We start from the raw sequence: 23700 nt of genomic DNA, 5'->3' as shown, positions 1-23700 counted from the left end.
GGCCGGTCCGGCTAGCGGGACCGCTTGGCCAGGCGCTCCACGTCCAGCAGGATGACGGCGCGCGCCTCCAGGCGCAGCCAGCCGCGTCCGGCGAAGTCGGCGAGTGCCTTGTTGACCGTCTCGCGGGAGGCGCCGACCAGCTGGGCCAGCTCTTCCTGCGTCAGGTCGTGGACGACGTGGATGCCTTCCTCGGACTGGACGCCGAAGCGGCGCGACAGGTCGAGGAGGGCGCGGGCGACGCGGCCCGGTACGTCGGAGAAGACCAGGTCGGACATCTGGTCGTTGGTCTTGCGCAGGCGGCGGGCGACGGCGCGCAGCAGGGCCGTGGCCACCTCGGGGCGGGCGTTCAGCCAGGGCTGGAGGTCGCCGTGGCCGAGGCCGAGGAGCTTGACCTCGGTCAGCGCGGTGGCGGTGGCGGTGCGGGGGCCCGGGTCGAAGAGCGACAGCTCACCGATCAGCTCGCCGGGGCCGAGGACCGCCAGCATGTTCTCGCGCCCGTCGGGGGAGGTGCGGTGGAGCTTCACCTTGCCCTCGGTGACCACGTAGAGGCGGTCGCCCGGGTCGCCCTCGTGGAAGAGCGCGTCGCCGCGTGCGAGGGTCACCTCACTCATCGAGGCGCGGAGCTCCGCGGCCTGCTCATCATCGAGCGCCGCGAAAAGCGGGGCGCGCCGCAGAACGTCGTCCACGAGTTCTCTCCTTGTCGGCCTGTTCAGGGAACCGTGGTCCCCATCATGCCGGACGGTAAAACAGTGCGATCAATCACAAACCAGTTTGACGCACGGGCGTGCCCAATCGTGCGGCAGGGGGCCGATTGGGGGCGGATGCACGGTGACGGGCGCAGATGTCAGTGCGTGGCTCTAGGCTGGCCGGGTGTCCAAATCGCCGGTGAGAGCGCAGGCCAAGGGGGCTGATGGGGTGTCGGAAGGCCGTGATTCCGCTGTGGGCGAACAGGGTGCGATTCGCTCGGAAAAAGCGACAAAACGCCCCACGGGGAAGCCGGTGGGGAAGTCGGCGCGAACGCCGGCCGTGAAGGCGACGGTGAAGGCCGCGGCGGGGTCGGGATGGAAGCCGGAGTCGCGTCTGGCGATGGTGCGCCGCGCCCGCAAGATCAACCGCGAGCTCGCCGAGCTGTACCCGTACGCCCATCCCGAGCTGGATTTCCGTAACCCTTTCGAGCTCCTGGTCGCTACGGTCCTTTCCGCCCAGACCACCGATCTGAGGGTCAACCAGACCACCCCCGCGCTCTTCGCCGCCTACCCCACCCCCGAGGACATGGCCGCCGCCGTCCCCGAGGAGATGGAGGAGCTCATCCGGCCGACCGGGTTCTTCCGGGCCAAGACCAAGTCGCTGATAGGCCTGTCCGTGGCGCTCAGGGACAACTACGGCGGTGAGGTACCGGGTCGGCTCGCCGATCTCGTCAAGCTTCCGGGGGTCGGCCGCAAGACCGCCAACGTTGTTCTCGGCAATGCCTTCGGCGTCCCCGGGATCACCGTCGACACGCATTTCGGCCGTCTGGTGCGCCGCTGGAAGTGGACCGAGCAGGAGGACCCGGAGAAGGTCGAGGCCGAGATCGGCACGATCTTCCCCAAGAGCGAGTGGACGATGCTCTCGCACCGGGTCGTCTTCCACGGCCGCCGTATCTGCCATGCCCGTAAGCCCGCCTGCGGCGCCTGCCCGATCGCCCCGCTCTGCCCGGCGTACGGCGAGGGCGAGACGGACCCGGAGAAGGCCAGGAAGCTGCTGAAGTACGAGATGGGCGGCCGGCCGGGCCAGCGGCTCAGCCCGCCCGCCGACTACCCGGGCAAGCCCGCGCCGGCCCTCGGAGCGGGCTGACGCACGGCACCGGCCGCAGGGCGGCCGGGATGGCCGGAACGGCAGGGGTCGCGGCGCGGCCGGAACGAAATGCGTGATGACAGGCGTTGTGAGACGAGGGGTGCCTATGAAGACGCACGAACAGAGCACGGATACGGCAGCCGCTCCCAAGGCGGCAGGCCAGGCAGCGACCGGCTCCGCGGCCACAAGACCCGCCGCGTCCGTCGCGGGAAGCCCGGCAGCGGGAAACCACGCGGCGGGAAAGCCGGCAGTGACAGGCCCCGCAGCGGTCAGCCCCGCGGCGGCGGTCGCGGCGGCCGCGGCCACGACCGCCGCCGATGAGGACGCAGCGATCACCGTCACGGCCGAGGGGCTGCCCGCCTGGCTCGACCCCGTGGCCGGCGCCGCGCGGACCATCGAGCCCGACCAGCTCAGCCGCTTCCTGCCGCCGGAGAGCGGTGCCGGTCGGCAGTCCGCCGTGCTCGTACTGTTCGGCGAGGGCGAGCGCGGCCCCGAGCTGCTCCTCATGGAGAGATCCGGAAGCCTGCGTTCCCATGCCGGGCAGCCTTCTTTCCCCGGTGGCTCCCTGGACCCGGAGGACGGCGACCAGGCCACGACGGGGCCGCTCAGGGCCGCTCTGCGGGAGGCCAGGGAAGAGACCGGTCTCGATCCGCGAGGGGTCCAGCTCTTCGGTGTGCTGCCCCGGCTCTACATCCCCGTGAGCGGCTTCGTCGTGACGCCGGTCCTCGGCTGGTGGCGCTCGCCGAGTCCGGTCGGCGTCGTCGATCCGGGTGAGACGGCCCGGGTCTTCACCGTTCCCGTGGCGGATCTCACGGATCCGGCCAACCGTGCGACGGCGGTCCACCCCAGCGGTCACCGGGGCCCGGCATTTCTGGTCGAATCCGCCCTGGTCTGGGGTTTCACGGCCGGGGTGATCGACCGGATTCTGCACTTCGCGGGCTGGGAGCGCCCCTGGGACAGGGCCAAGCAGGTGCCGCTCGACTGGCGCGCATGACAGGCTGACTCCCGTGCTGCGCTGTCCGGCCCCGCCCGGAGCCAGCCGAAGGAATGGGCCCGGTGACGAATCTGCGAGGCTATAGACGGTGAACGTGCTGGACATCCTGCTGCTGGCCGGCGCCGTGTGGTTCGCGGTCATCGGCTACCGACAGGGGTTCGTCGTCGGCATCCTGTCGGTGATCGGGTTCCTGGGCGGCGGCCTCGTCGCCGTCTATCTGCTGCCGGTCCTGTGGGACCAGCTGACGGACGGCTCCGAGGTCTCGTCGACGGCAGCCGTCGTGGCCGTCGTCATCGTGATCGTCTGCGCCTCGGTGGGCCAGGCGTTCACCACCCACCTGGGCAACAAGCTCCGCCGGTACATCACCTGGTCGCCCGCACGCGCCCTCGACGCCACCGGTGGCGCCCTGGTCAACGTCGTCGCGATGCTGCTGGTCGCGTGGCTGATCGGCTCCGCGCTGGCCGGCACCACACTGCCGACGCTGGGCAAGGAGGTCCGCAGCTCCTCGGTCCTGCTCGGCATCTCCCGGGTGATGCCCACGCAGGCATCCACCTGGTTCACGGACTTCTCCTCGGTCCTCGCGCAGAACGGCTTCCCGCAGGTCTTCAGCCCGTTCGCCAACGAGCCGATCACCGAGGTCAAGGCCCCGGACCCGGCGCTGGTGGGCAGCCCCGTCGCGGCCCGCGCCAAGAAGTCCATCGTCAAGGTCGTCGGCACGGCCCCGGGCTGCGGCAAGGTCCTCGAAGGCACCGGCTTCGTCTTCTCCGACCGCCGGGTGATGACCAACGCGCATGTCGTCGGCGGCGTCGACGAGCCGACGGTCCAGATCGGCGGCCAGGGGCGGCTCTACGACGCGAAGGTCGTCCTGTACGACTGGCGGCGCGACATCGCCGTGCTCGACGTTCCGGACCTCGACGCGAAGCCGCTGCGGTTCGCCGGCCCCGACAGCGACGCCCGGACGGGTCACAGCGCCATCGTCGCGGGGTTCCCGGAGAACGGCTCGTACGACGTACGGGCGGCGCGGGTCCGGGGCCGTATCAACGCGGGCGGCCCGGACATCTACCGCCGGGGCACCGTCCACCGCGATGTGTACTCGCTCTACGCGACGGTCCGTCAGGGCAACTCCGGCGGACCACTGCTGACCCCGACGGGCGAGGTGTACGGCGTGGTGTTCGCCAAGTCGCTCGACGACCCCGACACCGGGTACGCGCTGACGGCCGACGAGATCCGCCAGGACATCGCGCGCGGCCGCACAGCCAACCAGCAGGTCGACAGCCAGACGTGCGCGCTCTGAGCACCGGCCGCTGCCCGCGAAGCGCCCGCTGAGAGCCGGCTGAGCGCCGGTCCGGTCAGGCAGGGACCAGGCGCGGCACGGCTCGTCGAGGTACTGCCCGTCGAAGCACGGCCCGACCAGGCGTCGCCCGTCCGGGCGTGGCCCGCCCAGGCGTGGCCCGTCCGGGCGTGGCCCGTCGAGGCCGGGAGAAGTGTGGTGAAGTCCCGCCCGGCCGGTGAGCCTTCACCGGCCGACCGGGGCGGAAATCATCCGCGTGGATGGCGCAGCCGCGCCGAGACCCAGCGGGCCCTGCGGCGCAGAATGCGCGGAATACCGAGCTGGGGGTCGTGCAGAACCTGCATATCGTGCACCCGGCCCTGGGGGCCGCCCCCCTCATGAGTGCTCGGACTCGCCGTGGCGGTCGAGCGGCGGTTGCGTGCTGCGTCACCGAAGTCGTGCGTCCAGCCCATACCGGGACGTCTGCCCGTGCCTCATGGTCGGTAACCGCCCATCCGTCAGCCAATTGGCCTATGCGCCGGGCAATTGGCCGTTCGACGGACAACTGTGCCCCAATGGCTACCGGTCGGGCTCCGGATCCTTGAGCCAGTTGATGAGTTCGGCCGAGAAACCGGCCGGGTCCTCCTCATGGGGGAAGTGCCCCAGACCGTCGAAAAGTCGCCAACGGTAGGGCGCTTCGACGTACTCGCCGGATCCCGCCGCGCTTCGGGTGCGGATCGCTGGATCGAGTGAACCGTGCAGATGCAGAGTCGGTACCCGCACCGGCAGTTTCATCCGCCGATTGAACTGGATTCCGTCCGGACGGGCGAGGGACCGCACCATCCAGCGGTACGGCTCGATCGCGCAGTGCGCCGTCGACGGGATGCACATCGCGCGCCGGTAGACGTCCACCGTCGCGTCGTCGGGGAACTCCGGGGTCCGGGGGCCCGCCCATTCGTGGATCAGCCGGCCGACCAACGCCGCGTCGTCCGCGACGAGCTGACGCTCCGGTACCCATGGGCGCTGGAAACCCCAGATGTACGAGCCGGCCCGGGACTGCGCGAAGTCGGAGAGCATCGAGGAACGCCAGCGGCGCGGATGCGGCATCGAGGAGACCACGAGGCGGCGCACCAGCTTCGGACGCATCACCGCGGCGGTCCAGGCGAGGTAGCCGCCCATGTCATGGCCGACCAGGGCCGCGTCCGGTTCGCCCAGCGAGCGGATCACGCCGGTGACGTCGAGCGCCAGGTTGGCGGGGTCGTAACCCCGGGGCGTACGGTCGCTGCCGCCGACCCCGCGCAGGTCCATTGCCACGGCCCGGAAGCCGGCCTCGGCCAGCGCGGTGAGCTGGTGGCGCCAGGTCCACCAGAACTGAGGGAAGCCGTGCAGCAGCAGCACCAGCGGCCCTTCGCCGAGCTCGGCGATGTGGAATCGGGCACCGTTGGCCGCCACGTCCCGGTGGGTCCACGGCCCGTCGATCCGCACGGGCCCGCCGGAGCCGGCCGGGGCGGGTGAGCCACCTGGGGCGGGTGAGTCACCCAGGGCGGGCGAGCCACCTGGGGCGGGTGAGTCGGTCGAGCGGGTCGGGGCGTCTGGGTCGGTCGAGCCGGGTGAGCTTGCAGGGCCTGAAGTGCTGCCCGAGCCTGCCGGGCTGCCCGAGCCTTCCCGGTCGCCCCTGTCCGCAGGGGTTGCCTGACCTTCCGGGCCTACGGGGCCTACCGGGCCGAATGCGCTGGAATCGGGGACCGTCATGTTGACGAGCGTGCCACAGCGGAGGCCTTGTCCTGGACCGGAGCCTTCTCCATGGCCTTGCCCGTCAGCGTGCTGCCCGAGGCGACCGGGAGGCTCGTTCCTGCCGGGACGGCGGACCTCGGGTGCGGCTTGACGCCCTGCAGCACGGCCGCCGTCTGCTTCGCCGAGGCGATGGACTTCTCCGGCGGCTTGACCTTCTTGATCTTGGCGACGGCGAACAGCGCGAGCAGCAGCGCCAGGACGATGAAGGCGCCGCCCACGATCAGGAACGACCAGGCGAGCCCGAGCCCCAGGTTGTGGATCCCGTACGCCGCCGCGAAAGTCAGCACCGGCACCGCGAACAGGATCAGCACGCCCGCGACGATGAACGCCACACTGCCGATGACACCGCGCTTGACGTCCTGCCGTACCTCGGCCTTGGCCAGGGCGATCTCGTCGTGCACCAGTGCGGACATCTCCGCCGTCGCCGAGGCGACCAGTTGCCCGAGACTGCGGTCGGCGCTGCCCGCGTTGTTGCCGGGGTCGCTCATCCCTGACTCCCTCTCCAGTCCTGCTGCTGAACACATCTGGTGTCAGATCATGCCGGACTGTCCGGCTCGTTGCTCGCTGCCCCCGCCAGTTGGGCAAGGCGACGGTGCTCGGCCGCCTTCTTCTCGTGGATCGCGGCCATCCGCAGGTGGTACTCCGGATCGCCCTGTTCGTAGATGTCGGGCACCCCGTCCTGGTCCTCGTCGAGCTCCTCCGCCTCGTGCAGCTCCCGGTATCTGCGTACCCGGAGTTTGAGCAGTACACCGGAGAACACGGCGGCCGTCAGGGAGCCGATCAGCACGGCGGCCTTGATCTCGTTGATCATGTCCTCGTCGCCGGTGAAGGCCAGCTCGCCGATGAGCAGCGAGACGGTGAAGCCGATGCCGGCGAGCGAGGCGACCGCGAAGACATCGGCCCAGGCCAGCTCCTTGTTCAGCTCCGCCTTGGTGAACCGGGTGGCCAGCCACGTACCGCCGAAGATGCCCACGGTCTTGCCGACGACGAGGCCCAGGACGACACCGAGCGTCTCGGGTCGGGTGAAGACGCCCGCCAGCGCACCGCCGGAGAGGGAGACCCCGGCCGAGAAAAGGGCGAACAACGGCACGGCCAGACCGGCCGACAGCGGGCGGACCAGGTGCTCGATGTGCTCGCCGGGCGAGTGGTTCTCGCCGTCCCGCCGGGTGCAGCGGAGCATCAGACCCATGGCGACACCGGCGATCGTGGCGTGGATGCCGCTGTTGTACATCAGGCCCCAGATGACCAGGGCGAGCGGTATGTAGATGTACCAGCCGCGCACGTTCCGGCGCAGCAGCAGATAGAAGACGGCCAGGCCGACAAAGGCGCCGATCAGCGCCATGAAGTTGATCTTCTCGGTGAAGAAGACCGCGATGATCAGGATCGCGAAGAGGTCGTCGACGACGGCGAGCGTCAGCAGGAAGGCGCGCAGCGCGTTCGGCAGCGAGGTGCCGATGACCGCGAGGACGGCGAGCGCGAAGGCGATGTCGGTGGCGGTGGGGACGGCCCAGCCGTCCGTCGAGCCTCCACCGATCACGTTCACCAGCGTGTAGACGAGGGCCGGAACCGCCATTCCACACAGCGCGGCGACGACCGGGAGAGCGGCCGCCCTGGGGTCGCGCAGTTCGCCCGCGACCAGTTCCCGCTTGAGTTCGACGCCTGCGACGAAGAAGAAGATCGCGAGCAGCCCGTCGGCGGCCCAGTGCGCCACGGAGAGATTGAGGCCCAGCGATTCCGGCCCGAAGTGGAAGTTGCTGACCGAGTCGTAGCCGGAGCCGAAGGTGTTCGCCCAGACCAGCGCGGCCACTGCGGCGACCAGCAGGATCACGCCACCCACGGTCTCGGTGCGCAGGGCCTCCGCGAGGTAGTTCCGCTCAGGGAGGGAGAGCCGTCCGAGCAGGGTGCGGCGGGACGAAGGGGGTGCAGGGGTGGGCGCGGCCACGAGGGGAGACCTCCGGGTCGGTACGGCAGCGATGGCATGGCTGATGCACTTGCCGACCAGACTTCCCGGCACACCCTGTGGAGATTTCTTATTGCTTTGTTGACGCGACTGCCACTGTACCCGGGGTGTGCGGGGATCTATAGGGTGATCTTCACCTTAGATGCCCGAGGGGCACCCGGCGCGTTGCCGGATGCCCCTCGGGGACGTACCGCTCGGTTTGCTGGCCGGTCCTCTCAGTCCTCGGGGGAGGACGACGGCAGCTGGGCCTGGATCAGGTCCATCACCGAGGAGTCGCTCAGCGTGGTGACGTCTCCCACCTCGCGGTTCTCGGCGACATCGCGAAGCAGACGCCGCATGATCTTGCCGGAGCGGGTCTTCGGCAGCTCGGCGACCGGCAGGATCCGCTTCGGCTTGGCGATCGGGCCGAGCGTGGCACCGACGTGGTTGCGCAGATCCGCGATCAGCCCGTCGGAGGCCTCGGCCGTGCCGCGCAGGATCACGAACGCGACGATGGACTGGCCGGTCGTCTCGTCGGCGGCACCGACCACGGCCGCCTCGGCGACCGAGGGGTGCGACACGAGCGCCGACTCGACCTCGGTGGTCGAGATGTTGTGCCCGGACACGAGCATCACGTCGTCGACCCGGCCGAGCAGCCAGATGTCGCCGTCCTCGTCCTTCTTGGCGCCGTCGCCCGCGAAGTACTTGCCTTCGAAGCGTGACCAGTAGGTGTCGATGAAGCGCTGGTCGTCGCCCCAGATGGTGCGGAGCATCGACGGCCACGGCTCGGTGAGGACGAGGTAGCCGCCCCCGCCGTTGGGAACCTCGTTGGCCTCGTCGTCGACGACCGTGGCCGAGATACCGGGCAGGGCGCGCTGGGCGCTGCCCGGCTTGGTCTCCGTCACGCCCGGCAGCGGCGCGATCATCATCGCGCCGGTCTCGGTCTGCCACCAGGTGTCCACGATCGGGCACTTGTCGGCGCCGATGTGCTTGCGGTACCACATCCACGCCTCGGGGTTGATCGGCTCACCGACCGAACCGAGGACCCGGAGACTGCTCAGGTCGAACTTGGCGGGGATGTCGTCACCCCACTTCATGAACGTACGGATCGCGGTCGGCGCGGTGTAGAGGATCGTGACGCCGTACTTCTGCACGATCTCCCAGAAACGCCCCTGGTGCGGGGAGTCGGGCGTGCCCTCGTACATGACCTGCGTGGCGCCGTTGGCCAGCGGGCCGTAGACGATGTACGAGTGGCCGGTCACCCAGCCGATGTCGGCGGTGCACCAGAAGACATCGGTCTCCGGCTTGAGGTCGAAGACCGCGTTGTGGGTGTACGCCGCCTGCGTGAGGTAGCCGCCGGAGGTGTGCAGGATGCCCTTCGGCTTACCCGTCGTGCCGGAGGTGTAGAGGATGAAGAGCGGCTGCTCCGCCTCGAAGGCCTCGGGAGTGTGCTCGGCGGACTGCCGGCCGGTGATCTCGTGCCACCAGACGTCGCGGCCCTCGGTCCACGCGGTGTCCTGGCCGGTGCGCCGGACCACGAGGACGTGCTCGACGCTGTCGATACGGGAGACGGCGTCGTCCACGGCGGGCTTGAGCGCGGACGGCTTGCCGCGGCGGTAGCCGCCGTCGGCGGTGATGACGACCTTGGCGTCCGCGTCCTGGATACGGGCGGCGATGGCGTCGGCGGAGAAGCCGCCGAAGACTACCGAGTGGGCGGCGCCGATGCGGGCGCAGGCCAGCATCGCGATGGCGGCCTCGGGGATCATCGGCAGATAGACGGCGACCCGGTCGCCCTTGCCGACACCGAGCTCGATGAGCGCGTTGGCGGCGCGGGAGACCTCGTCCTTGAGCTGTGCGTAGGTGATGGCGCGGCTGTCGCCGGGCTCGCCCTCGAAGTGGATGGCGACCCGGTCGCCGTTGCCCGCCTCGACATGGCGGTCCACGCAGTTGTACGCGACGTTGAGCTTGCCGTCCGCGAACCACTTCGCGAAGGGCGGGTTGCTCCAGTCGAGCGTTTCGGTCGGCTCCGTGGCCCAGGTCAGGCGACGGGCCTGCTCGGCCCAGAAGCCCAGCCGGTCCGCCTCGGCCTGCTCGTACGCCTCCGCCTTGACGTTGGCGTTCGCGGCCAGATCGGCAGGCGGTGCGAACCGCCGCTCCTCACGAAGCAGATTGGCCAAGCTTTCGTTGCTCACGACATCTCCCATTCCCAGGGTGTCCGTTGTGTCCCGGGGCATAGCTCATCAGGCCAAAGGCCGGGTGACAAGTGTCTGCCCGGAATTGGTTTAGACCTGTGTCTCGTGTATGGAGACACGGTCCCGCATCCACGTGCGGCGCGACGCGGTACGGCGCAGTGCGGGGAGCTGTGCAATGCGCCGCGGAGCGACACGGAGCGGTGCAATACGCCGCGCAGCCACGCGGATGCAGGACCACAAGGTCTCACGGACCGAGGGCGAATGAGGTTCAGACGCCGGTGCGTTCCAACTCGCCGGAACCGGGGGCGTCGCCGGGGTCCACGCGGTCGAAGACCTCATCGAGCTCCAGCCCGCTGCTCGCGCCCTCGGTCAGCAGATAGGCCTGTGCCTCGCCCACGTGGAAGTACATGCCGTGCAGTCGGATCGTGCCCTCGGCGAGCCGCCGTGCCACCGATTCGTGTGCCCGCAGATGGTCCAACTGCTGGACCACGTTGGTGAGGCAGAGCTGCTCCAGCGCATCGGTCGGCAGGCGCCCGGAGATCCGGGCCCAGGCGTGGTGCCGGGACGCCATCCGCTCCAGGCTCGGCAGCCCGTGTCTCAGCCACCGCCACAGGGACGTGGGCGGAGTCTCCCGGTCCGGTTCGCCGCCGAGCAGCGCCTGCATAGCCCCGCAGCCGGAGTGCCCGCAGATGGTGATGGACTCCACCTTCAGCACATCCACCGCGTACTCGATCGCCGCGCCCACCGAGTGGTCCCCGGACTCGGCGTCCGGCAGGGGCACCAGATTGCCGATGTTCCGCACGGTGAACAGGTCGCCGGGGCCACTCGCCGTGATCATGCTGGTGACGAGGCGGGAGTCCGCGCAGGTGATGAAGAGCTGGGACGGGCGCTGCCCCTCGATGGCCAGACGGGCCAGTTCGTCGCGCACCAGCGGAGCGGTATTGCGCTGGAACGAACTCAGACCGCTGATCAGCCGATTGCCGCCGGCCGGGCGGGGGGTCGCGGGGGCTGGTGCGGTGGTGGGGGCGTTGACCTGGCTGCCGGTGGTCATGTCGTGGCTCGCGTGGTGGGATGCGGGACGGTCGGCGGATTGGTCGGCGGGGCGGTCGGCGGGGCTGATGTGATCGGTGTTGCCTGTGTGTCCGGCAGAGCTGATGTGGCTGGTGCTGGCGGACGGTGCGTCGAGGTTGGGGCCGAGGCCGAGGCCCGCTTCTGGCGCACGGCCGGGCTCGTCGTGGCAGTGATGGTTGCGCCACGGAGTCCAGGGGCGGCAACAGGAGTGCGCAGCCGAGGCGGGCTCGGCGATCCGGCCGCCGGACCTGCCGGTGAACACGACCCTGCCGCCATGGGCGGTCTGGGCGGTGCTCCAGTCCTGGATCGCCTCGTACGCCGCGTGGTCCATGAAGAAGCCGTCCAGTTCGACGACGGCGTCCCCGCCCTGGGGCAGCTGGCCGAGCGTACGGCTGAGCCGGGGCACCGCCAGGAACGTCAACTGGCCTCGTACGACGACCAGATGCTGGCCGCCCTGATCGGTGACCGTGATTCTGGTCCGGGCCAGCCGGTGCAGGGCGACCGCCACCGCCAGCGCGATGCCGATCGCCACACCCTTGAGGACGCCGAGGAGAACCACGCCGGTGATCGTCGCCGCGTACACCAGGAATTCGCGGTGCTTATGGACGTTGCGGATGTGGGCGAAACTCACCATCTGGATACCGACCATCATCACCAGCGCGGCGAGCGTGGCCAATGGGATCCACTCCAGCACGGTGACCAGCAGCCCGGTGGCGAGCAGCACCCAGACACCGTGCAGCACGGTGGAGGCGCGCCCGGTCGCCCCGGCGCGTACGTTCGCCGAACTGCGCACCGCACCGCCGGACACCGCCAGCCCGCCCACCAGCCCGGACAGCGTGTTGGCGATGCCCTGGGCGCGCAGCTCGCGGTCGAGATCGGAACGTCTGGCGGGCAGGGCCAGGGATGCGGCCGGAGCCGATGTCCCGGACGGGAGCGCGAGTGCGAGCGCGGGTGCGGCCGATGTGGGTGTCGGCGTCGCGCCGGCCCCCGGCCGGGCGGCCGTCTGCTCGGCGGTGCGGTCGGCCGACAGCTTGTCGACGGCCACCGCGGCGAGCAGCGACTCCAGGCTGGCCACCAGCATCACCGTGAATATGGCGGTGGCCAGGGCGAGTACGGGGCCGTGCGGCATCTCCGGCAGGGCGTGCGAGCGCCAGGACGGCAGATCGACCCGGGCGACCCCGGGCGCGACGATCGCAGCCACCGCCGTAGCGGTCACCACTGCGGCGAGGGCGGCCGGAATCCGGCGTACCGCTCTGCCGACCCGGCCCGGAACCCGGGGCCACAGGATCAGGATGGTGATGGTCAGCACGCCGATGAGCGGGGCGGCCGGGCTCACCCGGCTCAACTGGTCGGGGAGTGCGAGGGCGTTGGTGACGGCTGAACTCTGTGGCGAGCCGCCGAGCACGATGTGCAGCTGCGCGAGCGCGATGGCCACGCCGATTCCGGCGAGGGTGCCGTGGACGATGGCGGGGCTGACGGCGAGGGCGCTGCGCGCCGCCCGCAGCGAGCCGAGCAGGAGCTGGAGGAGTCCGGCGCCGATGGTGATCGCGCAGGTGGTGCGCCAGCCGTAGATCTGGATCAACTCGGCTGTGACCACGGTCAGTCCGGCGGACGGGCCGCTGACCTGGAGCGGGGTGCCGCCGAGCAGTCCGGCGACGATGCCGCCGATCACGGCGGAGATGAGACCGGCTTCCAGCGGGGCGTCCATGGCGACGGCGAGGCCGAGCGACATGGGGACGGCGAGCAGGAAGACCGTGATCGACGCGGACAGGTCGGCGCCCGCGATACGGAACCGTCCGCCGCGCGGTGGCGGCGGGCTGTGTGGTCGTTTGACTCCTGAGGCGCGTGGTGGACGCGAACTACGGGATGTGCGGTTGTGACGAGTGGGGACGCAAGCAGACATCTTCCCGTCTCCTCCGGGCAGCGCGGTCGCGGGATGTGGGGACGCGGCCGTGGGTCACGGCGTACAGCGGCGGGATTTCTCAACTCTCAGTAAATAGATCGTAATGGAGAGTAAAGACGTGCGTCCACACTTGCGATCAAATGGGCCATTCGATCACCCATTGAAGTGAATAAGCATCTTTTCATTCGATATGTCGTATCGATCGAGGCTGTCGCGTGCGAACTTGACCGCGCGGTGTCGGCACTTCGACGCAAGTTACCCGCAGGGAAGAGGTGGGCGGATGATGGTCGCCACGACGAGAGTTGCCGCGAAGAGAATCACTTCGAAGAAGGTCGCTGCGAAGAGGGCCGCCGTCGGGCGGGTCGCACTGGGGGTCGTGGCCGTCGCGCTGACCGCGGGAGTGGCCGGGTGCTCCTCCGGTTCCGGCGGAGGCGTCGGGGCCGCCGGTCCGGGGGCGGCGAAGAAGGCCACCGTCCCGAAGAAGAAGGCCCCCGAAGCCCCGGCCGCGCCAGTCAGCGTCTTCCGGCTCATCGGCGACGGATCCACCGCGTTCACCGGCAGCCAGCCGAAGCAGCCTGTGGCCGAGCGCCTCGCGCCCGGTCGGAAGCCGCCGCAGTTCGTGGTGTTCTCGTGGGACGGCGCAGGCGAGGACAGTCAGAAGCTGTTCTCGCACTTCCGCGAGGTCGGCAAGAAGTACCACGCGAACATGACGTACTTCCTGAGCGGCGTGTACATGCTGCCAGAGGACAAACGGGAGCTCTACGACCCGCCGAAGCACAACGCCGGCAGCTCCGACATCGGCTTCAACGACACCGAGGGAATCCGGAACACCATCACTCAGGTCCGCGGGGCCTGGGAGGACGGTGACGAGATCGGAACCCACTTCAACGGGCACTTCTGCGGGCCCGAGGGCGGCGTCGGAACCTGGTCCGTCGACCAGTGGAAGAGCGAGATCAGCCAGGCCAAGTCCTTCGTGAAGAACTGGAAGACCAACGCCCCGGGCCTCGAAGAGGAGAAGCCGCTCCCCTTCGACTACGACGAGGAACTCATCGGCGGCCGCACCCCCTGCCTGGAAGGGCAGAAGAACATGGTGGCAGCGGCACGGACGATGGGCTTCCGCTACGACTCCAGCGGGGTCAACAACCAGGTCTGGCCGAAGAAGAAGGACGGCATCTGGGACCTCTCGATGCAACTCGTCCCCGTGCCGGGCCGCGGGTTCGAGACCCTTTCGATGGACTACAACTTCATGTTCAACCAGTCTGGTACGACGACGCAGGGCGACCCGGACATGCACGAGTACTGGGGCAACCAGATGCGCGACGGCCTGCTCCAGGCCTTTGACCGCTCGTACGATGGAAACCGCGCCCCGCTGATCATCGGCAACCACTTCGAGTCCTGGAACGGCGGCACCTACATGCGTGCCGTCGAGGACACCATCGCGACGGTCTGCACCAAGGAAGGTGTCCGCTGCGTCTCTTTCCGGCAGTTGGCCGACTGGCTGGACGCGCAGGACCCGGCGACGCTGGCGAAGCTCGGCACGCTCGATGTCGGACAGGCGCCCGAGAAGGGGTGGACCGAGTTCCTCGACGGAGCGGGAACTTCCGGAACCGGCCGGACCGCGGGCGGCGACAAGGCCCACGCCGGGCCCGATGGCGACAAGTCCGGCCACTGAGCCGCGCGGCCTTCGGTCGTGGCCGACGTGTCACGCGCCGGATCGGCCGGGCAGCAGGGCCGCGCGTCGAGCGCCGGACGGGTCGGGAACCCGGTCCTGTCCGGCGCCCGGGGACGCGACGGCTCCCGCCGGGCGGAGCGAACCCGTCCGGCGGTGGCACCGACGACCCGGCGAGGCATCGAGGCTTAGGCAGGCTGAGCGGCGCCGTCCTGTGCGTACCGCTCGTCGAGAACGAAGGCGGGGTCGACCTGGGCAGCCAGATCGGCGCCCGTCTTCTCATTGCCCCAGCTCTCCGCGTTCTTCAGATGGAAATGGACCATCTGCTGTGTGTAGCGCGCCCAGTCCCGCTGCTCGTACGAGTCCTCGGCGGCGTTCTGCAATGCCTGCAGCGCCATCCGGTTGTCCGCCTCCAGCAGCTCGAAGCGGGCGGGGCGGCCCTTCTCCATCGACCGCACCCAGTCGGAGTGCCCGACGCTGACCAGCAGGTCGTGACCCACCTCGGCACGCAGGAACTCCAGGTCGTCCTCGCCCTGCACCTTGTTGCCGATGACCTTCAGGGCGACCCCGAAGTCCCGTGCGTACTCCTTGTACTGGCGGTAGACCGAGACGCCCTTACGGGTCGGCTCCGCCACCAGGAACGTCATGTCGAAGCGGGTGAACATCCCCGAAGCGAAGGAGTCCGAACCCGCTGTCATGTCGACGACGACATAATCGTCGGGGCCGTCGACGAGATGGTTCAGGCAGAGTTCGACCGCGCCGACCTTGGAGTGGTAACAGGCCACGCCCAGATCCGACTCGGTGAACGGCCCGGTGGCCATCAGCCGGATCTCCCCGTCGTCGAGCCGGACCGTGCGTGCGCAGGCGTCGTAGATCGGGTTGTCCTCGCGGACCCGCAGCAGCCGCGAGCCCTCGCCGGGCGGAGTCGTCTTGATCATCGTCTCGGCGGAGGCGATGCGGGGATTGCTGCCGCGCAGGTACTCCTTGATCAGAGGCAGGTGCGCTCCCATGGCGGGCAGCGCGGCGGCCTCCTGGTCGTCGAGGCCGAGCGCGGCCCCGAGATGCTGGTTGATGTCGGCGTCCACCGCGACGACATGGGCTTCATTGGCGGCGAGGTGGCGGATGAAGAGCGAGGACAGCGTTGTCTTGCCGCTGCCGCCCTTCCCTACGAAAGCGATCTTCATGTTCACCTAGGGTAGCGGCGCGACCGCGTTCTGCTGTCGCACTTCGTGAAGAAGGCCACTCCCGGGCGGTATCGGCTCAGTGGACGCGTAGCCTCGTTACCTATGAGTACGACTGCCTCTGATCCGCTCGCCGCCCTGGGCACCCTGCCGGGGGTCGCCGACGCGGTGGACTCCGTACGCAAGGCCGTCGACCGGGTCTACGGTCACCGCGTCATGCGGCGCCGCAGCAATGAGGTCACCGCGGAAGCGGCGTTGCGCGGTGCCCGTGGCTCGGCGGCGCTGTCGGGCGCCGACTGGAACCTGGAGGAGGTGCGCCGGCGTACCGACTTCAGCGGTGACGGCGAGGCGCACGTGATCGGGGCGGCCCTGCGGCTGACCGCCGAAGCGGGTCAACTGCTCTCCATCTGGCGGCAGTCACCGCTGCGGGTGCTGGCGCGGCTGCATCTGGTCGCGGCCGGCGGGGCGGCGCCCGATGACGCCGTCGGCCGGCCGAGGCTGGCGGGCGAGGCGGTGGACGAGCCGCTGGTCGAGGCACCGCTGCCGGGTGCCGACGAGGTGGCCGGGCGTCTTGAGGGGCTCTCCGGGCTGATTCTTTCCGGCACTTCGGCGCCCGCGCTGGTGACGTCGGCGGTCGTGCACGGCGAACTGCTGGCCCTGCGCCCCTTCGGCTCGTACAACGGCCTCGTCGCGCGGACCGCCGAGCGGATCGTGCTGATCGGGAGCGGGCTCGACCCCAAGTCGATCTGCCCCGCCGAGGTGGGCCATGCCGAGCAGGGGCGGGCGGCGTACGTCGCGGCGTTCGAGGGCTATCTGTCGGGGACGCCGGAGGGGATGGCGGCCTGGATCGCGCACTGCGGACGCTCCGTGGAACTGGGTGTCAGGGAGTCGACGGCGGTGTGCGAGGCACTGCAGCGCGGCGCCGCGTAGAAGCCATTCGCGCAGAAGTCGTTCAGTGGGGCAGCGGCTGGATCCGGTGCGAGGCCGCGAGCCCGCCGGGCGCCGGTTTCGAGTCGTCGGGTGCCGCTTCCGCGGTGTGCTTCGCGATAAATTCACGGAAGTAACTTCATCGCGGTAACTTCATGAATGTCTTCGCCGTCTCGACTTATCGCGTCGACATACCGCATTGACTTCAAGGCCCGACAAAAGGGTTGCGGCGGTACCGTCCTCGGTACCGCCGCTGGCATGTCTACCCAGTTACCATGCGTCCTCGATATGTGCCCATCAGGTCGGGATGCTTTGCCCGTTCCCTGGTGCGGCTGGCCCGTAATCGACGGGTCGACGTCGCGTGGGTGCTCGGTTTTCATGCTCGGTCCGTGGGGCCGTCACTGCGTTACAGGTAATCCTCTCGGATGTCCTTGGTCTCGCGGGCCGTTGAGTCATTTGTACTCCAGAGCCGGGGTGAGCGGTAGTGCTGGCCCCACTTCTTTACTTTTGGGTTCAATTACGGGTGAGTTGGATATTTCGCACCGAGCGCCGAGTTGGCGTGTGCCGGGCCACTGCTCAGGGGTGCGTTCAGGCGGAGGTCGCGGCGCGACGGCGTGAGGTGTACCAGACCAGTCCCGCCGTGACGGCGGCCGCGCCCACCGCTGCCGCCGCGACCAACGCCGGACGTGGCGGCAGCGAGAAAGCGGGCAGTCGCTGCTTGAGCCGGACCGGCCGGTCGAAGACGAGAATCGGCCACTCGCGGAGGGTCGCCTCACGTCGCAGCGCGCGATCCGGATTGACCGCGTGCGGATGGCCGACCGACTCCAGCATCGGTACATCCGTGGCGGAGTCGCTGTAGGCGTAGCAGCGCGAGAGGTCGTACCCCTCCGACACCGCGAGGGCCCTGATCGCCTCGGCCTTCGTCGGCCCGTAGGCGTAGTACTCGACTTCGCCGGTGAAGCAGCCGTCGTCACCGACGACCATTCGGGTGGCGACGACCCGGTCGGCACCGAGCAGCTCACCGATCGGCTCGACGACCTCGGCGCCCGAGGTCGAAACGATCACCACATCGCGTCCGGCGGTGTGATGCTCCTCGATGAGCGTCGCGGCTTCGTCGTAGATGATGGGGTCGATCAGCTCGTGCAGGGTCTCGGCGACGATTTCCTTCACTTGCCGGACGTTCCAGCCCTTGCAGAGCGCGGAGAGATATTCCCGCATCCGCTCCATCTGGTCGTGATCTGCACCCCCGGCAAGGAACACGAACTGTGCGTACGCAGTGCGCAGTACAGCGCGGCGGTTGATCAGTCCGCCTTGGTAGAAGGACTTGCTGAAGGTCAGCGTCGAAGACTTCGCAATGACCGTCTTGTCCAGGTCAAAGAAGGCGGCTGTGCGAGGCAAGAAGCGGTTTTCCACAAGGCAGAGCATAGGGGGACACCATTCGGCGTAAACTCTGGCGCGTGGGTTTGCCTGAGAAGGCTCTCGGGTACACCATGGAAGTCACGGATCGTTCGCGACCGTGCTAACCCGGTCCGGCTCCTCCCCCCCCGAGTCGGCCGTGGGGACGACCCCCGCTCTCCCCCCCGGCGGGGGTCGTCGCATGTCCAGACACGTTTCTGTCGTTCGGAATCAAGCATTCCGCCTCCATTCCGGTCGCGACGGCCGCTTCTCGTTCCGTCCCCCACCACCATGACTCGTCACGGTGTGTAGCGGAAGTGCTGCACTCCGGAAGTCGCCGGTATGAGTGACGGAGATATTCACAACGGTGGAGTTGTCCACAGTATTCGAGCAAGATCCACACGATTTTCCGAAGCGCTGCACGGTGATTCCAGCCGCGAAGTCCGCGGGTTGTGGAATCGCCGATCCCGGAACGTTCCGAGATCACCGCGAACCGCGATGAAGGTGCAGTGAGAAGGGGGCGGAGATCGTGGCCGAGTCCATCGCACGGGATCCTCTGCCGGCCGCCGGAGGGCGGCGGGGCGGACCGCTGATCGTGACCGAGGATGTGGAACTGCTCGACGATCTGCTGCGGTTGTGTGCGGCCGCCGGAGCGGAACCGGAAGTTCATCACTCGCCGCCCGAGAACAGGGGCGGCTGGGAACAGGCGCCGATGGTCCTCGTGGGCGACGATGCCGCCCAGCGGTGCCGGGGGGCGGTGCGCAGGCGGGGCGTGATGCTCGTCGGCCGGGACCAGGACGCACCGGATGTCTGGCGCCGGGCCGTGGAGATCGGGGCCGAATATGTACTGAGGCTGCCCGATGCGGAGGGCTGGCTCGTCGACCAGATCGCCAACGCGGCGGAGGGGGTGGGCCGGCCGGCGCTCACCGTGGGGGTGATCGGTGGACGCGGCGGATCGGGCGCATCCACGCTGGCCTGTGCCCTCGCGGTGACGGCGGCCAGGGCCGGGCGGCGGACCATGCTGATCGACGGCGACCCGCTAGGCGGCGGCATCGACGTACTGCTCGGGGGCGAACGGGCCGAGGGAATGCGATGGCCGGATTTCGCCCATTCGAAGGGGCGGGTCGGAGGGGGTGCGCTGGAGGAGTCACTGCCGGCGCTGCACGGACTGCGAGTGCTCAGCTGGGGCCGCGACGACTGGGTGGTCATCCCGCCGCAGGCCATACAGGCCGTGCTGGCTGCCGCACGCAGGCTCGGTGGGGTGGTGGTCGTCGATCTGCCACGCAGGGTCGACGAATCGGTGGCCGAGGCGCTCGCGCAGCTCGACCTCGGGCTGCTGGTGGTTCCGGGGGAGCTTCGCGCGGTCGCGGCGGCGAAGCGCGTGGCGTCGATGGCCGGGATGATCCTGGACGACCTGCGAGTGGTGTCCCGCGGGCCGTACGCGGCGGGGCTCGACGAGCGGTGGGTGGCACAGGCCCTGGGGCTGCCGCTCGCCGGTGAACTCCCGCTCGACACCGGGCTGCTGACCGCTCAGGACGACGGCGCACCTCCAGGCGGCAGTGCGCGCGGTCCGCTGGCCAGGTTCTGCGCGGCGTTCTGGGAGCGGGCGCTCGCCCCGGAGAGCGCGGGGGGACGCGCCGGCGGGGGTGCGTCGTGACGGAGACGCTGCTCGATGCCGTACGGCAGCGGCTCGCGCAGAGTGGCACCGCGCCGACACCGGCCGGGGTGGCGGCCGCGCTGCGGGCCCAGGGGCGAATCCTCGGAGATACCGAAGTGCTCGGTGCCGCCGATGAGTTGCGCGGTGAGCTGGTCGGGACCGGGGTTCTGGAGCCCCTGCTCGCCGATCCGGAGGTCACGGATGTGCTGGTCTCCGCACCGGACCGGGTGTGGGTGGACCGGGGCGGGGGCCTCGAACTCACCGGGGTGACCTTCACGGACGCCGCCGCGGTGCGCAGGCTGGCGCAGCGGCTGGCCGCCGTGGCGGGGCGGCGGCTGGATGACGCCCGCCCCTGGGTGGACGCGAGGCTGCCGGACGGCACCCGCATGCATGCAGTGCTGCCCCCGGTGTCCGTCGGCTCGACGTGCCTGTCGCTGCGGGTGGTTCGCCCCAGGGCCTTCTCACTGACGGAGCTGGTCACGGCGGGGACGGTGCCACCGGGCGGTGACCGGGTACTGCGAGCACTGGTGGAGGCCAGGGTCTCGTACCTGATCAGCGGAGGTACGGGTGCCGGGAAGACGACACTTCTGTCGAGTCTGCTGGGTGCGGTCGGGGAGCGGGAGCGCATCGTGCTCGCCGAGGATTCGGCGGAGTTGCGGCCGGACCATCCGCACGTGGTGCGCCTGGAGTCGCGCCCCGCCAACCAGGAGGGGGCAGGCCGGGTGACCCTCAGGGATCTGGTGCGGCAGGCCCTGCGGATGCGGCCCGACCGGCTGGTGGTCGGAGAAGTGCGCGGTGCCGAGGTCACCGAGCTCCTGGCTGCGCTGAACACCGGTCACGAAGGCGGGTGCGGGACTCTTCACGCCAATGCGGCCGAGCACGTACCGGCCCGTCTTGAGGCCCTGGGGACGGCGGCGGGGCTGGACCGGACGGCGCTGCACAGCCAGTTGGCGGCCGCGCTGTCGGTGGTGGTCCATCTCGTACGGGACCGGGCCGGGCAGCGGCGGATCGCGGAGGTGCAGGTTCTGGAGCGGGACGTGGCAGGGCTGGTGGTGACCGTACCCGCGCTGTGCTGGGGCGCCGATGGATTCGTACGGGAGCGGGGCTGGGAGCGGCTGCGGTCGCTGATCGGGGGTGCGCTGTGACGGGGGCCGCGCCGATGGGGATGTCGGCGGGCGTGAGTTGTGCGGTGGCCCTGTGCGTCGGGGTGGCGGTCTGGCTGGCGGCGGCGCAGGACCACGGGCGGCGGAGGGCCCGGGTGCTGTTCGTCGATGAGGCGGTCCGGCCGTCGCTGCGGGCGCGGTGGGAGCGGGCCGGGGTGTGGCTGCGGAAGTGGTCGGGGGAGCGGCGGGAGTGGCTCTGTGTCCCGGTGACGCTGTTCGTCGCCGTGCTGGGGGAGTCCGTGCTGCCGCTGCTGGCCGGGGCGGCGGTCGTGCCGCTGGTGCGGCGGTGGCTGCGCGGGCGGGCCCTGGGCAAGGAGCGGGAGCTACGGGCGGCCGGGGTGGTGGCGTTGTGCGGTGGGGTCGTGGGCGAGTTGCGGGCCGGGCACGAACCGGGGCAGGCGTTGCTGGTCGCTCTCCGCGGTACCGGGGTGATGGGGGCGGCCGAGGCCGGTGTGATCGCCGCGGCGCGATTCGGTGGCGATGTGCCGGGGGCGCTGGCGCAGGCGGCACGGGAGCCGGGCCTGGACGGGCTTGCCGGGGTGGCGGCCTGCTGGCGGGTGGCGGTCGACGGCGGGGCCGGGCTCGCGGCGGGTCTGGACCGCCTGGAGGGCGCGTTGCGGGCCGAGCGGCGCAGACGGGAGGAGTTGCGGGCCCAACTGGCGGGCGCCTGGTCGACGGTGGCCGTGCTGGCGTTGCTGCCGGTGCTGGGCCTGGGACTGGGCGCGGCGCTCGGGGCCGATCCCTTGCGGGTGCTGCTGCACACCCCGGCCGGGCTGGTCTGTCTGGTGACGGGCGGACTGCTGGAGACGGCCGGGCTCTGCTGGGCGGCCCGGATCGTACGGGCGGGGGAGACGACATGAGCGGGGGTGCGGGCGAAGCCGTCCATCGGATGGCGGCAGTGTGCGCGGTGCTGAGTGCGGTTGCTTGCACTGCCTTTGCCCTGGCGGGACTTGGGCGGAGGCGGGCGGTACGCCGCCGGGGCGCGGTACTGCTGGCGATCGGTGGGTCGGAACGCCGGAGTGGGCGCAGGAGCGGGCGGCGCGGACGTACGACGCCCGGTGCCCGGGTGAAGGAGTGGATCGCGCCACTGGGTGCCGTGGCGGTGGGTTGGGTCCTGGTCGGCGGCCTGCTGGGGGTCATGGCGGGGCTGGCGGGGGCGTACGGCGCTTGGCGGTGGCAGCGGGGCCGACGCAGACACGAACAGGGAGCCGCACTCGCGGAGATGGCGGAAGCCGCACATCAGCTCCCCTTGGCAGCTGACCTGTTGGCGGCCTGCATCTCCGCCGGAGCCGGGCCCCGGGAGGCGGCCGAGGCGGTGGGGGAGTCGCTCGGCGGGCCGGTCGGCAGGTGCCTGGCACGGACGGCTGCGGAGATCCGTCTCGGTGGTGAACCAGCGGCGGCCTGGGGGCGGTTCGGGGAGATACCGGGTGCGGGCGCGCTGGCCCGGTGCCTGGAACGGGCGGGGTCGACCGGAGCCCCGGCGGCGGAGCCGGTCGCCCGGCTGGCCGAGGCGATGCGGGCCGAGCGCGCGAGTGCGGCCGTGGCGCGTGCCCAGCGGGCGGGCGTGCTGATCACCGGTCCCGTCGGGCTCTGTTTTCTGCCCGCTTTCCTGACGGTCGGAGTGGCGCCCGTGGTGATCGGTCTGGCGACCGGACTGCTTCAGACCGAATGACCGAAACGAGTAAGTAAATGTTCATTCAGTATGAATTAAGAAATTCACGGGGGTTGGAATGGTGCAGCGAATCAGGGACTGGGTGCGGGACATGGCGCGTCGAGTCCGGTCGGACGGCGGAATGACGACATCCGAATATGCGGTGGGGACGATCGCGGCCTGTGCCTTCGCGGCGGTGCTCTACAAGGTGGTGACCAGCCAGCCGGTCATGTCCGCATTGCAATCGCTGCTGAAGGACGCGCTCGATGCGAAGTTCTGAGAGCGGTTCCGGCGCGTTCGCCGGAGGTCGATTCCGTATCGCGGGCGGGGGACCGGGCGGCCGAGCGTCGGATCGCGGCGCGGTCACCGCGGAGGCGGCCATGGCGGTTCCGGTGCTGGCGATCTTCGCCCTGGCGCTGGTCTGGGCGCTGATGGCCGCCTCCGCCCAGATCCGGTGCGTGGACGCGGCGAGGGCCGGGGCGAGGGCGGCGGCCCGTTCCGAGCCGGAGGCACAAGTGCTGGAGGTGACCCGTTCGGCGGCACCAGGCGGGGCCGAAGTCGCGATGGAACGGGCCGGGGAGCTGTGGCGGGTACGGGTGGCGGCGCCGATACCGGGGCCGGGCCCGCTGTCCCTGACGCTTCACGCGGAGGCGGCGGCACTGGCCGAGGACACGGTGGGGGTGACGCGGTGAGCGGTACGGGCGGGGCAGGCGAGCCGGACGGTAGGCGGCGTGCGGCTGTGCTCGCGTGGCTGGGCAGGGGCAGGGGGCGGCGCAGGGGCACGGGCAGAGGCGGGGACAGGGGGCTGGCCACGGTGTGGGTGGCGATGACCACGGCCACGTTGTGCGCGGTGTTCGCGGTCGTGCTGGCCCTGGGGCAGGTGGTGGCCGTTAGGCACCGCGCGGGCGGTGCGGCGGACCTGGCGGCCCTGGCCGCGGCCGACCGGGCCCTGCAAGGCCCTGAGGAGGCTTGTGGGGCTGCCGGGAAGGTGGCCGCGGCGCAGGGAGCCGTGGTGGTCCGGTGCACGGTGAGCGGGGAGACCGCCGATGTGGCGGCCCGGG

General features: G+C 70.3%; 20 protein-coding genes and 1 pseudogene. 12 read left to right on the top strand and 9 right to left on the bottom strand.

Annotation, left to right across the window (positions count from 1 at the left end):
* Window positions 1-11: 11 nt before the first annotated feature.
* Window positions 12-686, bottom strand: coding sequence for a Crp/Fnr family transcriptional regulator (locus ACFVH0_RS33480; protein ID WP_014046869.1), 675 nt, complete (start codon window positions 684-686; stop codon window positions 12-14).
* 313 nt (window positions 687-999) lie between these two features.
* Between ACFVH0_RS33480 and nth the strand changes: the two genes are divergently transcribed.
* The 3 genes from nth (at window position 1000) to ACFVH0_RS33465 (ending at window position 4121) form a co-directional block, all read left to right on the top strand.
* Window positions 1000-1833: an endonuclease III gene (nth, locus tag ACFVH0_RS33475; protein ID WP_385826403.1), complete on the top strand. Its 834-nt coding sequence runs from the start codon at window positions 1000-1002 to the stop codon at window positions 1831-1833.
* Window positions 1834-2083: 250 nt separating this feature from the next.
* Window positions 2084-2827 carry an NUDIX hydrolase gene (locus ACFVH0_RS33470; RefSeq protein ID WP_385826401.1) on the top strand — a complete coding sequence of 248 codons (744 nt, stop codon included), beginning with the start codon at window positions 2084-2086 and terminating at the stop codon, window positions 2825-2827.
* Between the two features lie 88 nt (window positions 2828-2915).
* Window positions 2916-4121 (top strand): MarP family serine protease, encoded by a 1206-nt coding sequence (locus ACFVH0_RS33465; protein ID WP_385826400.1) that lies wholly within the window; start codon window positions 2916-2918, stop codon window positions 4119-4121.
* Window positions 4122-4366: 245 nt separating this feature from the next.
* Here ACFVH0_RS33465 and ACFVH0_RS33460 read toward each other — a convergent pair whose 3' ends face one another.
* From ACFVH0_RS33460 to ACFVH0_RS33435, 6 genes are all read right to left on the bottom strand, one after another.
* A complete protein-coding gene (locus ACFVH0_RS33460; protein ID WP_124719555.1) occupies window positions 4367-4570 on the bottom strand; it encodes a hypothetical protein in 204 nt (67 codons plus the stop codon).
* A 106-nt stretch (window positions 4571-4676) separates the two neighbouring features.
* Complete coding sequence (locus ACFVH0_RS33455; protein ID WP_385826398.1) at window positions 4677-5849, bottom strand: alpha/beta fold hydrolase; 1173 nt, start codon at window positions 5847-5849, stop codon at window positions 4677-4679.
* A complete protein-coding gene (locus tag ACFVH0_RS33450) occupies window positions 5846-6379 on the bottom strand; it encodes a phage holin family protein (protein WP_385826397.1) in 534 nt (177 codons plus the stop codon). The genes ACFVH0_RS33455 and ACFVH0_RS33450 overlap by 4 nt, the downstream gene beginning before the upstream one ends.
* Window positions 6380-6426: 47 nt before the next feature.
* Entirely contained in the window at window positions 6427-7833 is a 1407-nt protein-coding gene (gene nhaA, locus ACFVH0_RS33445; protein WP_385826395.1) for a Na+/H+ antiporter NhaA, read from the bottom strand.
* 233 nt (window positions 7834-8066) lie between these two features.
* Window positions 8067-10064 (bottom strand): acetate--CoA ligase, encoded by a 1998-nt coding sequence (gene acs / locus ACFVH0_RS33440; protein WP_385826394.1) that lies wholly within the window; start codon window positions 10062-10064, stop codon window positions 8067-8069.
* A 226-nt stretch (window positions 10065-10290) separates the two neighbouring features.
* Window positions 10291-12996, bottom strand: a complete 2706-nt coding sequence (locus tag ACFVH0_RS33435; protein ID WP_385826392.1) for a SulP family inorganic anion transporter — start codon at window positions 12994-12996, stop codon at window positions 10291-10293.
* Between the two features lie 280 nt (window positions 12997-13276).
* On the opposite strand from ACFVH0_RS33435, the gene ACFVH0_RS33430 reads away from it, so the two are divergent.
* Entirely contained in the window at window positions 13277-14668 is a 1392-nt protein-coding gene (locus ACFVH0_RS33430; protein WP_385826391.1) for a hypothetical protein, read from the top strand.
* 185 nt (window positions 14669-14853) lie between these two features.
* Here ACFVH0_RS33430 and ACFVH0_RS33425 read toward each other — a convergent pair whose 3' ends face one another.
* A complete protein-coding gene (locus ACFVH0_RS33425; RefSeq protein ID WP_385826389.1) occupies window positions 14854-15849 on the bottom strand; it encodes an ATP-binding protein in 996 nt (331 codons plus the stop codon).
* A gap of 102 nt (window positions 15850-15951) precedes the next feature.
* Here ACFVH0_RS33425 and ACFVH0_RS33420 point away from each other — a divergent pair, with 102 nt between their 5' ends.
* Entirely contained in the window at window positions 15952-16776 is an 825-nt protein-coding gene (locus ACFVH0_RS33420; protein ID WP_385826388.1) for an oxidoreductase, read from the top strand.
* Between the two features lie 585 nt (window positions 16777-17361).
* Here ACFVH0_RS33420 and ACFVH0_RS33415 read toward each other — a convergent pair.
* Entirely contained in the window at window positions 17362-18198 is an 837-nt protein-coding gene (locus tag ACFVH0_RS33415) for an HAD family hydrolase (protein ID WP_385826387.1), read from the bottom strand.
* Window positions 18199-18763: 565 nt separating this feature from the next.
* On the opposite strand from ACFVH0_RS33415, the gene ssd reads away from it, so the two are divergent.
* From ssd to ACFVH0_RS33380, 7 genes and pseudogenes are all read left to right on the top strand, one after another.
* Window positions 18764-19825, top strand: a complete 1062-nt coding sequence (ssd, locus tag ACFVH0_RS33410) for a septum site-determining protein Ssd (protein WP_385826412.1) — start codon at window positions 18764-18766, stop codon at window positions 19823-19825.
* Entirely contained in the window at window positions 19822-20970 is a 1149-nt protein-coding gene (locus ACFVH0_RS33405) for a TadA family conjugal transfer-associated ATPase (RefSeq protein WP_385826385.1), read from the top strand. Before ssd ends, ACFVH0_RS33405 begins: the two co-directional genes overlap by 4 nt.
* Window positions 20971-20990: 20 nt before the next feature.
* Window positions 20991-21848, top strand: a complete 858-nt coding sequence (locus ACFVH0_RS33400) for a type II secretion system F family protein (protein WP_385826410.1) — start codon at window positions 20991-20993, stop codon at window positions 21846-21848.
* The gene (locus ACFVH0_RS33395) at window positions 21845-22660 is read left to right on the top strand and encodes a type II secretion system F family protein (RefSeq protein WP_385826383.1); all 816 of its coding nucleotides are present in this window, start codon (window positions 21845-21847) and stop codon (window positions 22658-22660) included. Before ACFVH0_RS33400 ends, ACFVH0_RS33395 begins: the two co-directional genes overlap by 4 nt.
* Before the next feature lie 58 nt (window positions 22661-22718).
* The gene (locus ACFVH0_RS33390; RefSeq protein ID WP_385826382.1) at window positions 22719-22919 is read left to right on the top strand and encodes a DUF4244 domain-containing protein; all 201 of its coding nucleotides are present in this window, start codon (window positions 22719-22721) and stop codon (window positions 22917-22919) included.
* A complete protein-coding gene (locus ACFVH0_RS33385; RefSeq protein WP_385826380.1) occupies window positions 22906-23331 on the top strand; it encodes a TadE family type IV pilus minor pilin in 426 nt (141 codons plus the stop codon). The genes ACFVH0_RS33390 and ACFVH0_RS33385 overlap by 14 nt, the downstream gene beginning before the upstream one ends.
* 134 nt (window positions 23332-23465) lie before the next feature.
* Window positions 23466-23687: pseudogene (locus ACFVH0_RS33380) on the top strand (Rv3654c family TadE-like protein); the annotation flags it as partial.
* Window positions 23688-23700 lie beyond the last annotated feature (13 nt).

Origin of the sequence: Streptomyces sp. NPDC127117 (assembly GCF_042677325.1) — a bacterium.
In the GTDB taxonomy this organism is placed as follows: domain Bacteria; phylum Actinomycetota; class Actinomycetes; order Streptomycetales; family Streptomycetaceae; genus Streptomyces.
This window is presented reverse-complemented; position numbering and strand designations above follow the sequence as displayed.

What these genes read in the sequence shown, in the direction of transcription:
- ACFVH0_RS33400 (WP_385826410.1), top strand. Translation starts at nt 20,991, where the DNA reads ATGTCGGCGGGCGTGAGTTGTGCGGTGGCCCTGTGCGTCGGGGTGGCG.
- ACFVH0_RS33385 (WP_385826380.1), top strand. Translation starts at nt 22,906, where the DNA reads ATGCGAAGTTCTGAGAGCGGTTCCGGCGCGTTCGCCGGAGGTCGATTC.
- ACFVH0_RS33450 (WP_385826397.1), bottom strand. Translation starts at nt 6,379, where the DNA reads ATGAGCGACCCCGGCAACAACGCGGGCAGCGCCGACCGCAGTCTCGGG.
- ACFVH0_RS33390 (WP_385826382.1), top strand. Translation starts at nt 22,719, where the DNA reads ATGGTGCAGCGAATCAGGGACTGGGTGCGGGACATGGCGCGTCGAGTC.
- ACFVH0_RS33415 (WP_385826387.1), bottom strand. Translation starts at nt 18,198, where the DNA reads ATGCTCTGCCTTGTGGAAAACCGCTTCTTGCCTCGCACAGCCGCCTTC.
- ACFVH0_RS33425 (WP_385826389.1), bottom strand. Translation starts at nt 15,849, where the DNA reads ATGAAGATCGCTTTCGTAGGGAAGGGCGGCAGCGGCAAGACAACGCTG.
- ACFVH0_RS33420 (WP_385826388.1), top strand. Translation starts at nt 15,952, where the DNA reads ATGAGTACGACTGCCTCTGATCCGCTCGCCGCCCTGGGCACCCTGCCG.
- ACFVH0_RS33435 (WP_385826392.1), bottom strand. Translation starts at nt 12,996, where the DNA reads ATGTCTGCTTGCGTCCCCACTCGTCACAACCGCACATCCCGTAGTTCG.
- ACFVH0_RS33460 (WP_124719555.1), bottom strand. Translation starts at nt 4,570, where the DNA reads ATGGGCTGGACGCACGACTTCGGTGACGCAGCACGCAACCGCCGCTCG.
- ACFVH0_RS33430 (WP_385826391.1), top strand. Translation starts at nt 13,277, where the DNA reads ATGATGGTCGCCACGACGAGAGTTGCCGCGAAGAGAATCACTTCGAAG.
- ACFVH0_RS33455 (WP_385826398.1), bottom strand. Translation starts at nt 5,849, where the DNA reads ATGACGGTCCCCGATTCCAGCGCATTCGGCCCGGTAGGCCCCGTAGGC.
- acs (WP_385826394.1), bottom strand. Translation starts at nt 10,064, where the DNA reads ATGCCCCGGGACACAACGGACACCCTGGGAATGGGAGATGTCGTGAGC.
- ACFVH0_RS33395 (WP_385826383.1), top strand. Translation starts at nt 21,845, where the DNA reads ATGAGCGGGGGTGCGGGCGAAGCCGTCCATCGGATGGCGGCAGTGTGC.